General features: G+C 71.5%; 9 protein-coding genes. 3 read left to right on the top strand and 6 right to left on the bottom strand.

Annotation, left to right across the window (positions count from 1 at the left end; genetic code table 11):
* Positions 1 to 96 precede the first annotated feature (96 nt).
* Positions 97 to 1,917, bottom strand: a complete 1,821-nt coding sequence (locus LB823_RS04020; RefSeq protein ID WP_224645487.1) for a PAS domain-containing protein — start codon at positions 1,915 to 1,917, stop codon at positions 97 to 99.
* A gap of 78 nt (positions 1,918 to 1,995) precedes the next feature.
* Here LB823_RS04020 and LB823_RS04015 point away from each other — a divergent pair, with 78 nt between their 5' ends.
* Both LB823_RS04015 and LB823_RS04010 read left to right on the top strand, forming a co-directional pair.
* Positions 1,996 to 2,400, top strand: coding sequence for a globin (locus tag LB823_RS04015; RefSeq protein WP_224645486.1), 405 nt, complete (start codon positions 1,996 to 1,998; stop codon positions 2,398 to 2,400).
* Between the two features lie 11 nt (positions 2,401 to 2,411).
* Complete coding sequence (locus tag LB823_RS04010; RefSeq protein WP_224645485.1) at positions 2,412 to 4,010, top strand: glycoside hydrolase family 13 protein; 1,599 nt, start codon at positions 2,412 to 2,414, stop codon at positions 4,008 to 4,010.
* A gap of 13 nt (positions 4,011 to 4,023) precedes the next feature.
* Here the strand turns inward: LB823_RS04010 and LB823_RS04005 are convergent, their stop codons facing one another.
* Positions 4,024 to 4,509 (bottom strand): DUF4188 domain-containing protein, encoded by a 486-nt coding sequence (locus LB823_RS04005; protein ID WP_224645484.1) that lies wholly within the window; start codon positions 4,507 to 4,509, stop codon positions 4,024 to 4,026.
* Positions 4,510 to 4,591: 82 nt separating this feature from the next.
* On the opposite strand from LB823_RS04005, the gene LB823_RS04000 reads away from it, so the two are divergent.
* Complete coding sequence (locus tag LB823_RS04000; RefSeq protein WP_224645483.1) at positions 4,592 to 5,233, top strand: MerR family transcriptional regulator; 642 nt, start codon at positions 4,592 to 4,594, stop codon at positions 5,231 to 5,233.
* On the opposite strand, the gene LB823_RS03995 is transcribed toward LB823_RS04000, so the two are convergent.
* From LB823_RS03995 to ettA, 4 genes are all read right to left on the bottom strand, one after another.
* A complete protein-coding gene (locus tag LB823_RS03995; protein WP_224645482.1) occupies positions 5,222 to 5,866 on the bottom strand; it encodes a hypothetical protein in 645 nt (214 codons plus the stop codon). The genes LB823_RS04000 and LB823_RS03995 overlap by 12 nt on opposite strands.
* Positions 5,863 to 6,300, bottom strand: a complete 438-nt coding sequence (locus LB823_RS03990) for a thioesterase family protein (protein ID WP_308011419.1) — start codon at positions 6,298 to 6,300, stop codon at positions 5,863 to 5,865. The genes LB823_RS03995 and LB823_RS03990 overlap by 4 nt, the downstream gene beginning before the upstream one ends.
* Positions 6,301 to 6,367: 67 nt before the next feature.
* Positions 6,368 to 10,588, bottom strand: a complete 4,221-nt coding sequence (locus tag LB823_RS03985) for an NAD-glutamate dehydrogenase (protein ID WP_224645480.1) — start codon at positions 10,586 to 10,588, stop codon at positions 6,368 to 6,370.
* A 192-nt stretch (positions 10,589 to 10,780) separates the two neighbouring features.
* Positions 10,781 to 12,454 carry an energy-dependent translational throttle protein EttA gene (ettA, locus tag LB823_RS03980; protein ID WP_224645479.1) on the bottom strand — a complete coding sequence of 558 codons (1,674 nt, stop codon included), beginning with the start codon at positions 12,452 to 12,454 and terminating at the stop codon, positions 10,781 to 10,783.
* Positions 12,455 to 12,739: the final 285 nt, after the last annotated feature.

Genomic DNA, 12,739 nt, shown 5'->3' with positions numbered 1-12,739 from the left:
CCTCTAGTAGTGCACCACGGCCGACGGCGATCCGCACGGTGATTTCCGCGCATTTCCCGAGGCGAATCGGCGGATACCGGGTGAACGTCAGGTGACCTAACCGGCGACGACCCGGTTGCGGCCGTCCGCCTTCGCCCGGTACAGCCGACGGTCCGCCTCGTGCAGCAGCAGGCCCGGAGCCGTGGTCGACGCCGTCGCGGACACCCCGCCGATGCTGACCGAGACCGGCAGCCCGTTCGGCGCGAGCCCGAGCGCGAGGATGTCGCGCCGGACCGACTCGAGCACCGCGGCCAGGTCGACGTCGCCCACCAGCAGCAGCGCCAACTCGTCGCCGCCGTACCGCGCCGCGACCTCGCCCCGGCGGGACGGGATCCGCGCGATCACCGCGGCCAGCTCGCGCAGCACGTGATCCCCGACGACGTGCCCGTGGGTGTCGTTGTAGGTCTTGAAGCCGTCGACGTCGATGAGGGCGAGGTGCACGAGGTCCCCGACGTCGGCCGCCTCGCGCAGTGCGGCGTCGAGCGCGCGACCGAAGCCCCGGCGGTTCGCGATCCCGGTCAGCTCGTCGATCTCCGCGAGCCGGCTGAGTTCCTGCGCCGCGTCCTGGAGCGCGCGCCGCTCGGCGATCTCGGCCGTGACGTCGGTCAGGCTGCCGATGATCCGCACGATCGCGCCGGTCTCGGACCGCTCGATGACGCGCCCCCGGCCGCGCACCCACAGGTACTCGCCCGACTTCGTCCGGATCCTGTGCTCGCAGCGATACTCCGCGGTCTCGCCGCGCATGTGCCGGTTCATGGCGCGCAGGGCGGCCTCCAGGTCGTCGGGATGCACCCGACGCTCCCACTCGTTCGTGGTGTCGCCGATCTCGTCGGCGCCGTAGCCCAGCATGCTCTTCCAGCGGGGCGAGTAGTAGACCTCCCGCGAAGCGAGGTCCCAGTCCCAGATGCCCTCGCCGGCCGTGTCGAGCGCGAACTGCCAGCGCGCCTCGGCGCGCAGGAGGCGGGCCTCCATCTGCCGGGTCGCCGTCACGTCGCGCGAGATCCCGACGAGCCCGATCACACGGCCGGACTCGTCGCGGTACGGCGCCTTGAGCGAACGGACGGTGCGCCATCGGCCGTCGATCAGGGCCGACTCGTCGACCTCCTGCGCGATCCCGGTCTCCATCACCTCCTGGTCGGTGCCCATGACCCGCGCAGCGGCCCGGGCGTCGAGGAAGTCGTCGTCGGTGCTCCCGAGCACCTCGCCGATGGGCAACTCGGTGGCCTGCAGGACGCGCACCGCGGCACGGTTGAGGAACATGAATCGCCCCTGGCGATCCTTGACGTAGACGGAGTCGGGCGCGGCGTCGGCGATGGCCTGGAAGGTGCGGAAGGTGGCGAAATCGGCACCCGAGACCGGGCCGGGATTCGCCGCAGCGGTCGCGGCGGCCTGGAGCGCCCGCAACCTGGCGACCTCCTCGGCGGTGCTGCGGGTGTCGGTGATGTCGCGGGACACGCCGATCAGCCCGACGATCTCGCCGTCGGCGTCGCGGTACGGGGACTTCGTGGACAGGAACGTCCGCGCCAGGCCGTCGACGGTCGTCGACTCCTCGAGTTCCTGCCCGACCCCGGTGCGCATGATCTCGCGGTCCGTCTCCCGCAGTTGCGCCGCCGCCGCCGCGTCGAACATCTGCCGGTCGTCGTTGCCGAGGAAGTCGGCCACCCGGACCCCGTAGAGCCGGGCGACGGCGTCGTTGACGAACAGGTACCGGCCCGCGAGGTCCTTGACGTAGATGAGGTCCGTCGCCGCCTCGGCGATCGCCCGGAACATGGGCAGGGACCGCCGGGTGTCGTCGAGCTCGGCGGTCAGCGATGCGACGCGCTCGCGCAGGCGCCGGACCGTGGCACCGTCGCCGGCGTCGATCGATTCCTCGCTCATCGTCCCGACAGTATGCGAGTCCGGCGCGACGACGAACCTCGAACGGCCGTCGAGACGGCCCGTGCGAGACTGGAGGGCGTGAGCACGCCGGACCAGCAGAGCTTCTACGACGCCGTCGGCGGCGCGGACACCTTCGCGGAGTTGATCCACCGCTTCTACCAGGAGGTGGCGCGCGACGAGCTGCTCCGCCCCCTGTATCCGGAAGAGGACCTCGGCCCCGCGGAAGTGCGGTTGCGGATGTTCTTCGAGCAGTACTGGGGCGGGCCGCGTACCTACTCCGAGCAGCGCGGACACCCGCGACTCCGCATGCGGCACGTGCCCTTCCGCATCACCGAGATCGAGCGCGACGCCTGGCTGCGGTGCATGGACGTGGCGATCGCCTCGATCGACGACGCGCGGATGAGCCCGGATCGCAAGCAGCAGCTCAGGAACTACTGTGAGATGGCCGCACAGATGCTCGTGAACACCCCCATGGGCGCTTGAACAGGAGTGAGATGACGCCACCCGTCCGCACGCCCCACTACATCGAGGCCCCGTGGTGGAAGGACGCGATCTTCTACCAGGTGTACCCCCGGTCGTTCTCGGACGCGAACGGCGACGGAGTCGGCGATCTGCGCGGCGTGATCGACCGGCTGGGCTACCTGGAGCTGCTCGGGGTCGACGCGCTGTGGCTCTCGCCCGTGATGCGCTCCCCCATGGCCGATCACGGCTACGACGTCTCCGATCCCCGGGACATCGACCCCCTCTTCGGCACCCTGCAGGACATGGACGAGCTGATCGCGGCGGCGCACGCCCACCGGATCCGCGTGACCATGGACCTGGTGCCGAACCACACGTCCGATCGGCACCCGTGGTTCCAGGCGGCGTTGGCCGCGGGGCCCGGCAGCCCGGAGCGCGACCGGTACGTCTTCCGCGACGGCCGCGGGCCGCACGGCGACGAGCCCCCCAACAACTGGCCCAGCATCTTCGGCGGCCCGGCATGGCACCGCGTCACCGAGGCCGACGGCACCCCCGGCCAGTGGTACCTGCACATCTTCGCGCCCGAGCAGCCCGACCTGAACTGGCAGAACGAGGACGTCTTCCAGGACCTGGCCGAGACCCTGCGGTTCTGGCTGAACCGCGGCGTCGACGGCTTCCGGATCGACGTGGCGCACGGCATGGCGAAGCCCGCGGGCCTGCCGGACATGGACCTGGTCAACAACCAGATCATGGACAACGACGAGAACGACCTGCGGTTCAACGATCCCGGCGTGCACGCGATCCATCGGCGCATCCGCCGGGTGATGGACGAGTTCCCCGGCCGGGTGACCGTCGGCGAGATCTGGGTCAAGGACAACGACCGGTTCGCCGAGTACATCCGGCCCGACGAGCTGCACCTGGGATTCAACTTCCGGCTCGCGGAGGCGGAGTGGGACGCGCGCGGGATCCGCGAGGCGATCGACAACTCGCTGATCGCGGTCGAGTCGGTGAACGGCATCCCGACGTGGACGCTCTCCAATCACGACGTGCCGCGCGAGGTGACCCGGTTCGGCGGCGGCGAGCTGGGGACGGCCCGCGCGCGGGCGATGATCCTGGTGGAGCTGGCGCTCCCGGGAACGGCCTTCCTCTACAACGGCTCCGAGCTGGGCCTGCCGAACGTCGACCTGCCCGACGAGGCCCTCCAGGACCCGACCTGGGAGCGGTCCGGGCACACCGAGCGCGGCCGCGACGGCTGCCGGGTGCCGCTCCCCTGGCAGGGGACGCTCCCGCCGTACGGCTTCTCGACGAGCCCGGACACCTGGCTCCCGATGCCGGACGACTGGAAGGACCTCACGGCCGAGGCCGAGCTCGAGGACCTCGATTCGACGCTGACGCTCTACCGCACCGCCATCGAGCTGCGCCGGATGCGGCCGGAGTTCCGCGGCGACGCCATCGAGTGGTACGGCGCGCCGCGCCCCGGCGCGCTGGCCTTCCGGCGCACCGACGGCCGCCTGACCTGCGTGCTCAACGCGTCGGACGGCCCCGTCGAGCTGCCGGGTGGCGAAGTCATCCTCTCCAGCGCACCGCTGGTCGACGGTCTGCTGCCGCCGAACGCCGCCTGCTGGCTCGCCTGACCGGATCGACGCCTCAGGCGCCGATCCGCTCCCGCGAGGTCCGGCCCCGTCGGGCCAGCGGCTGCGCGCCGACGGCGGCGGCGAGCCCGACCGGGGCCGACAGGTCCGCGTAGATCGACTCGTGCGCGCCGGCCGGAACCCGGTAGGTCTCGTGCCAGATGCCGACGGTCGAGCGGCCCTCGGCGTGGGCCATCTTGTAGAACTGCAGCCAGGCCGGCCGGTGCGCGAAATCGGTGGAGTGCGAGTACGTCTCGAGCTCCTCGAAGCTGCGCCAGTACTGCACGAGGAGCGGGCCGCCCGGCGCGATCGCCTTGAATCCGCCCAGGTAGCCCAGCGCACCGCCGCGCTTCCGGTCGCGCTCGATCTCGGCCTGCATCCTGCGCAGGGAGCGCCCGACGAACGCCGCCTGTCCCAGGCGCCACGTGCGCCGCGGGCGCATGCCGAGCAGGAACACCACCAGGTCACCGTCGTGGGTATCGGTCTGCAGATCGTGGTTCATGAGTCTCTCCCTGCCGGAGCCAGCTTGGATAGTGCCACTACCCATATTGGAGAGTGAAGCTATCCCGTGTCAAGATCAAGGGATGAAATTGTCGGAACTCTCCACGGAGACCGGCGTGAGCACCGCCTCGCTCAAGTACTACCTGCGCGAGTCGCTGCTCGCGCCCGGCGAGCCGGTCACCAAGACGCAGTCCGAGTACGGGCCCGCCCACGTCGAGCGGGTGCGGCTGATCCGCGCGCTGGTCGACTCCGGCGGCCTCTCCCTGGCCCAGGTCCGGCGCGTGATCGACGCCCTGGACAGCCCGACGGTGCCGCGGCACGAGCTGCTCGGGGTCGCGCAGGAGGCGCTCATGGACGCCGCGCAGTTCGACGAGGACGCCGAGTGGACCGCCCTGGCGACCGAGTTCGTGGACCAGCGCGGCTGGCGGATCCAGGACGGCGACGTGCTGCTGCCCCAGCTCGGCGCGCAGCTCAAGGCGCTCGCCGAGACGTGCGAGGTGGGCGGCCGGGAGACCCTGGAACGCTGGGCCGACGCCGCGGAGACGGTGGCCGCGTCCGACCTCGACACCCTCACCGGGGACGACGCCGAGGCGCTGCGGACGGCGATCGTCGGCACCGTACTCTCCGACAAGGTCCTGCAGACGCTGCGCCGGCTGGCACAGCAGAACCGGACCGCGCAGCTCTACGAGGCCTCGACGCGCGCGGACGGCGGATCAGACGAGTAGGCCCGGCCCCGCCTCACGCCGCTGGTACAGCGAGCCGAACCGGGCGTCCACCCGCACCCAGGTCGCCGACGCGGACACCCGGACCGGCTCATCGGCACCGTCGGCGGCGAATCCCATGGCCTCCAACGCGAACGCGGTGCGCAGGCTGATCGGCACGGTGGTCCCGTCGGTGCTCACGCTGACCACCGCAGAGTCGAGTAGGGACGCGGGCGGGCCCGCCGGTCCACCGGTCTCGCGGCCCACCTCGACGCCGCGCGCCGCGACCGCGCGGAGCGCCTGCGCCGGAACGTCGTCCACCGGCTGGAAGCCCGTCGCGGGCGGCAGCGCCCCGCGCCACGCGGAGTCCAGGGCGAAGCCCACGTCCACGTAGCCGCCCTCGTCCGACGGCGCCGCGCGCAGGGAGTCGAGCACGGTCGCGGCGCTGCACACCAGCGACTCCGGCGCGACGGCCCCCGTCAGCACCCGCACCGCGAGCACCCCGAAGCCCGTCCTCCCCCAGACCTCCACGTGCTGCTCGTCGCGGCGCCGCACGCGGATCACGGCCGAGTCATCGGTGCGCAGTAGGCGGGTGACGAAGGCCGCGAGGTTCGAGCGCGGACCCGCGCCCGACACCGTCAGGCGTCGATCGCTCACCGGGAGAACGACTTCAGGTAGTCGCGCTGCTCCCCCGACAGCCGCCGCACGCGCTGTTCCGCCACGTCGAAGGCGGCGAGCCGCACCTGCGCGACCACCGCCGGCGCGGTGGCGAGCGCGGCGCCGGCGGGCCGGACTTCGTGGTGCACCACGAAGTCCGCCGCGCGCACGGCGGAGGTCCACAGCGTGATCTGCAGCGGCGAGTCCTGATGCCGCAGCTGCCCGCGGTACTCGACCTCCAGCTTCGCCAGCAGCAGCCCGTCGAGCAGGTCGCGCGTGGGCGCGTCCGGCGCGAAGAGGAGCGGGATCCGCGCCTCCTCCAGCAGCGTCACCATCCGCGCGTTGTTGATGTGCTGGTAGACGTCCATGTCGGACCAGCGCACGTCCACGGGCACCGTCAGGCTCGCGGCACCGTCGTCGGCGACGGTGCGCACGCCCGTGACGCCCGCCGCGGTGAAGCTGTATTCGGTCACGGCTCCACGCTAGCGGACCGCCCCGGGGCTACCCCACGTGCCGCAGCAGCGACCGCAACGCGCGGGTCGCGACGGAGAGCCGCGACTCGTCGTTGGCGATGGGGCTGGTGCCGTCGGCGGGGTCGAGGATCTCGCCGAGCAGCGCGCCGACCCGCTCGAGGCGACGCGCGTTGTGCGAGGCCCAGTCGCCGATCTTCTGCGTCGCCGGCTCGGTGGGATCGGTGAAGTTGAGCACCTCGATCGTCAGCCCCCGCAGCGCGCCGTACAGGTCGTCGCGCAGCGCGAGCCGCGCCATCTCGCTCCACCGGTCGCCGCGCGGCAGTTCGGCGACGGCCGCCAGCATCTCGTCCACCCGCAGGCGCTGCATGAGGGCGAAGTACAGCTGCCCGACCTCGTCGTCCTCGCGCTCGGCGATGTCCGCGATGTCCACCACGTCCAGGAGGCTGAACCGGTACAGCGCACGGCCCACGGTGTACGCCAGCTCCTCCGGCACGCCCGCGGCGATCGCGCGGTCCGACGAGGCGCACGCGTGCCGGTCGTAGCGCAGGTCCCACGAGCCCATGGCGGCCGACAGCGCGGCGATCCGGTCGGCGTAGCGGTTGACCTCCGCGCCGATCGCGATCGGCTGCGGCCGGTTGGTGAGCATCCACCGGGCGCCGCGGTCGAGCACGCGGCGGCTCTCGGCGAGCAGCGCCGCGGTCTCGCCCGCCGAGACGGGCACCTCCTTGAGCTCCGCCCAGGTGCGCGGCAGGCCGAAGACGCGGCTCACCGCGACGAAGGCACGCACGGCGTCGGCCGCGCCGGCCCCGGTCTCCTCGGCGAGGCGGTAGACGAAGCTGACGCCCGCGTTGTCAACCATCTCGTTCACCGTCTGGGTGGCGACGATCTCGCGGCGCAGCGGGTGCGCGAAGACGGCCTCGCCGGCGCGCTCGCGCAGCCGGTCCGGGAAGTACTCCGGCAGCTTCGCGACGAGCACGTCGTTGTCCGGCAGGTCCCCGGACAGCACGTCGTCCTTGACGGCGAGCTTGACGTGGGCCATGAGGTTGGACAGCTCCGGCGAGCTCAGCCCCAGGCCCGCGGCCTGCAGCTTGTCGGTCTCCTTGCGGGTCGGCAGCGCCTCCAGGCGCAGGTCGACGCCGCGGTTGCGGGACAGGTCCGCGAGGATCCGGGCGTGCACGTCGACCATCTTCGGGGCGAGCGAGCGCTCGACCGACAGCGCCGTGTTCTGCGAGACGTTGTCGGCGAGCACCAGGCGCGAGACGTCGTCCGTCATCGAGACCAGCAGGTCGTGCCGCTCGCCCGCGGGGATCGCGCCCGCGGCGATCTGCCGGTCGAGCAGGATCTTGATGTTGACCTCGTGGTCGGAGCAGTCCACGCCCGCGGAGTTGTCCATGGCGTCGGTGTTGATCCGGCCGCCGGCGCGGTCGAACTCGATGCGGCCGAGCGGGGTCACCCCCAGGTTGCCGCCCTCGCCGACCACCTTCGCGCGAACCTCCTGCCCGTCGACGCGGATCGCGTCGTTGGCGCGGTCGCCCACGTCCAGGTTGGTCTCGGTGGACGCCTTGATGTACGTGCCGATGCCGCCGTTCCACAGCAGGTCGACGGGGGCCAGCAGCACCGCGCGCATGAGCTCCGGCGGGGTCATCTCGGTGACGTCGTCGGCGAGGCCGAGAGCCGCGCGCACCTGCGGGCTGATCGGCACCGACTTCTGGTCGCGGCTGAAGACGCCGCCGCCCTCGCTGATCTTGCTGGTGTCGTAGTCCTTCCACGACGACCGCGGCAGCGCGAACAGCCGCTCGCGCTCGGCGAAACCGGTGGCCGCGTCGGGGTTCGGGTCGAGGAAGATGTCGCGGTGGTCGAACGCGGCGACCAGCCGGATGTGCTCGGAGAGCAGCATGCCGTTGCCGAAGACGTCGCCGCTCATGTCGCCCACGCCGACCGTCGTGAAGTCCTCGGACTGCGTGTCGACGCCCATTTCGCGGAAGTGCATCTTGACCGACTCCCAGGCGCCGCGGGCGGTGATGCCCATGCCCTTGTGGTCATAGCCCTCGGAGCCGCCGGAGGCGAAGGCGTCGCCGAGCCAGAAGCCGTAGCCGGCCGCGACGTCGTTGGCGATGTCGGAGAAGGAGGCGGTGCCCTTGTCCGCGGCGACCACCAGGTAGGTGTCGTCGGGGTCCCGGCGCACCACGCGCTCGGGCGGGAGCACGTCCCCGTCGGGGCCGAGGTTGTCGGTCACGTCGAGCAGGCCGGAGATGAACATGCGGTAGCAGGCGACGCCCTCGGCGCGCTGCGCGTCCCGGTCGACGGCGGCGTCCCCCGTGACCTCCGGCGGCTGCTTCACGACGAAGCCGCCCTTGGCGCCCACGGGCACGATGACCGCGTTCTTGACCGCCTGGGCCTTCACCAGGCCCAGGATCTCGGTGCGGAAGTCCTCCCGGCGGTCGGACCAGCGCAGCCCGCCGCGGGCGACCATCCCGAACCGCAGGTGGACGCCCTCGACGCGCGGCGAGTACACGAAGATCTCGAACCGCGGGCGCGGCTTGGGCGCCTCGGGGATACGGCCGGGCTCCAGCTTGATGGAGATCACCGGCTTGTCGGCGTAGAAGTTGGTGCGCACGGCCGCCTGCACGACGTGCAGGTAGGCGCGCAGGATCCGGTCGGCGTCGAGGCTGGTCACGGCCGCGAAGGCGGCCTTGAGGTCGGCCTCCGCCGCCTCCGCCGCGTCGGAGTCCGCCGCGATCGGGTCGAACGTCGCGGTCCACAGCCGGCCCAGCGCGAGGACCGCGTCGCGGTGCTCGAGCAGCACCTGCGCCATGTGGCCCGGGCTGTACGGGAAGCCGCACTGCCGCAGGTACTGGCCGATGGCACGGAGCAGCGCGACGCTGCGCCAGTCCAGGCCGAACGCGAAGATCAGCTCGTTGAACTTGTCCACCTCGGCCTCGCCGCGCCAGACGGCGGCGGCGCCCTCGCTCGCCAGCCCGCGCAGGCGCGCCAGGTGCGCCGGAAGATCCGCCTCGGCGACGCCCTCGGCCGCGGTCGCCCGCAGCACGGGCGAGACCCGCAGCCCGAAGTCGTAGACCGAGCACAGCGCACCGTCGGGCCGGCGGACCGTGTAGGGCCGCTCGTCGAGCACGTCGACGCCCAGGGACTGCAGGACCGGCAGCACCTGCGAGAGCGTGACCTGCCCGCCGGTCATGTACATGGTGAACCCGAGGTTGGCGCCCCGGCCCTCCGGCGGGTCGTAGAAGACGAGGTCGCTGCCCTGCGCGGGGAGCGCCGCGATGCGGTTGATGTCGAGCAGCGCGACCTCGGGGGTCTGGTCCTCCTTGTAGTTGGGCGAGATGCCCGGGAGGTACGCGGAGACGGTGGCGGCGTCCGCGCCGGCGGCTGCGGCGGCGGAGAGGACGTCCTCGTCCCAGGTGCGGCTCACGTCGCCGAGCCGGGCGCGGATCCGCGCCTCGTCGGCGGCCTGGAAGACGGGGACGGTGTCCTCGCCGCGCGGCAGCAGCACGAACTGGATCCGGGCGATCGCCGATTCGGTGACGCGGGCGGTGAACCGGTCGACGTGCATGCCGGTCTCGTCCTCGAGCACGTCGATCAGGACGCCGCGGGCCCGCGAGGTGTAGCGGTCGCGGGGCAGGTAGACGAGGGCGCGCGCGAACCGGGCCAGCTTGTCGGTGCGCAGGAACAGGGCCAGGTCGTCGTCACCCAGGTCGCGCAGGGCGCCGAAGACGCGGGCCAGCTCGTCCTCGTCGGCGACGACGAGCCGCAGGCGGGGGTAGGTCTGGATGTACTCCATGAGGCGCTGATTGGCCGGGTCCGTCCGGTCCACGCCGATCCGGGCGAGCACGCGCTCGATCTTCGCGCCCACCATGGGGATGCCGAAGACGTTGTGGTGCAGGCCGAGCACGGTGAGGGCCATCGCGAACAGGTCCACCGCGCCGCCGTCCGAGGGCGCCGCGGCCAGAAGGAAGGGCGAGCCCGCCGCGTCGCCGAGCGGCTGCGCCAGCTCCACCACGGCGATGGCGCCCGGCTCGGGCGCGGGCATCGCGTCGATCACGGCCTGGAGCTTCGCATCGGGGTCGGCGAGGACGCCGGTACCGACACCGTCGACCCGGCTCCCGAGGACGCGGGCGTTGTCCTCCGACAGCCACGTCAGGAAGTCGGACGGTGACCTTCCGGGCGGCTGCGTGGCCACGACGGACGCGACGCGAGTGAAGACGGACGGATCGATCGCGGACTGCGCCACGGGCGTGCTCCTCCTGCGGGGTCGTGACAGCGGCACGCCAAATGCGGGGTCAGCACGCGGCGCCGTTGCCATGGTGTGACGGAGCCTGTCGGCTCCGGGCACCACACTACGACCGGGAGGGGGGCTACGCGCCAGTAATGACGACGAAGCCCGCGACCGGTGCGGTCGCGGGCTTCGTCGCTGCGCTCGATCTCAGTCGCGCGTGAGCTTGCGGTGCGTCACGGCGTGCGGGCGCGCCGCCTCCGCGCCGAGGCGCTCGATCTTGTTCGCCTCGTACGCCTCGAAGTTGCCCTCGAACCAGAACCACTGCCCCTCGGAGACGTTGCCCTCCCACGCCAGGATGTGCGTGCAGGTCCGGTCCAGGAACCACCGATCGTGGGAGATCACCACGGCGCAGCCGGGGAACTGCTCCAGCGCGTTCTCCAGGCTGGACAGCGTCTCGACGTCCAGGTCGTTGGTCGGCTCATCGAGGAGGATCAGGTTGCCGCCCTCCTTGAGCGTGAGCGCCAGGTTCAGGCGGTTGCGCTCACCACCGGAGAGCACCTCGGACGGCTTCTGCTGGTCCGGCCCCTTGAAGCCGAACGCGCTGACGTAGGCGCGGGCCGGCATCTCGTTCTGGCCGACGGTGATGTAGTCGAGCCCGTCCGAGACCACCTGGAAGACGGACTTCTTCGGGTCGATGTTGGCGCGGTTCTGGTCGACGTAGCTGAGCTTGACCGTCTCGCCCACCTTGACCTCGCCCGAGTCCGGGCTCTCGAGGCCGACGATGGTCTTGAACAGCGTGGTCTTGCCGACGCCGTTCGGGCCGATCACGCCGACGATGCCGTTGCGCGGCAGGGTGAACGACAGATCCTTGATCAGCACGCGGCCGTCGAAGCCCTTGTCGAGGTTCTTGACCTCGACCACCACGTTGCCCAGGCGCGGCGGCGTGGGGATCTGGATCTCCTCGAAGTCGAGCTTGCGGTGCTTCTCGGCTTCGGCCGCCATCTCGTCGTAGCGCTCGAGGCGGGCCTTGTTCTTGGTCTGCCGGGCCTTGGCGCCGGAGCGCACCCAGGCGAGTTCCTCCTTGAGCCGCTTCTGCAGCTTCTGGTCCTTCTTGCCCTGCACCTCGAGGCGCTCGGCCTTCTTCTCGAGGTACGCCGAGTAGTTGCCCTCGTAGCCGTGCAGCTTGCCGCGGTCGACCTCGCAGATCCACTGCGCGACGTGGTCCAGGAAGTACCGGTCGTGGGTCACGGCCAGGACGGCGCCGGCGTAGCCCGCGAGGTGCTGCTCGAGCCAGAGCACCGACTCGGCGTCCAGGTGGTTGGTGGGCTCGTCGAGGAGCAGCAGGTCGGGCTTGCTCAGCAGCAGCTTGCACAGCGCGACGCGACGCTTCTCACCACCGGAGAGGTTCTCCACCGACGAGTCGCCCGGCGGGCAGCGCAGCGCGTCCATGGCCTGCTCGATCTGCGAGTCGACCTCCCAGGCGTCGACGGCGTCGAGCTGCTCCTGCAACTGCCCCATCTCCTCCATCAGTTCGTCCGTGTAGTCGGTGGCCATCAGCTCGGCCACCTCGTTGTAGCGGCGCAGGTTGACCATCGTCTGGCCGAGGCCGTCCTCGACGTTCTCCTTGACCGTCTTGGTCTCGTCGAGCTTCGGCTCCTGCATCAGGATGCCGACGGTGGCGTCCGGGTCCAGGAAGGCCTCGCCGTTGGACGGCTGGTCGAGGCCGGCCATGATCTTGAGGATCGACGACTTGCCCGCGCCGTTCGGGCCGACCACGCCGATCTTCGCGCCCGGGTAGAACGACATCGTCACGTCATCGAGAATGACCTTGTCGCCGTGCGCCTTGCGCACCTTCTTCATGGTGTAGATGAACTCAGCCACAGTCCCTGCCCTGTCTCACGCGAAAACGACCCACCGGTGTGCCGGGGGCAAACGACTCCAGCCTACCGACCGGCACCCGCGGGCGGGTACCAGACCGGGGCGAGCGCACGCGACCCACGCGGTGCACGCGCGGCGGACCGGGTAGCGCGCCGCCCCGGAATCGAGTAGTCGGCCACTCGCGCGCCGCACCCCGCCCCGCGTTTGACTCGTGCGATGACGAGGCGAACGGACGGCGCAGGTCTCGGCTCCGCGCCGCGATCCGCGCCCGCTCCAGCGGCTCCCCCG

It is taken from the genome of Tsukamurella sp. M9C, from assembly GCF_020169415.1.
Classification (GTDB): domain Bacteria; phylum Actinomycetota; class Actinomycetes; order Mycobacteriales; family Mycobacteriaceae; genus Tsukamurella.
The sequence above is the reverse complement of the archived record's forward strand: the minus strand, read 5'-3'. Positions and strand labels throughout refer to the sequence as shown.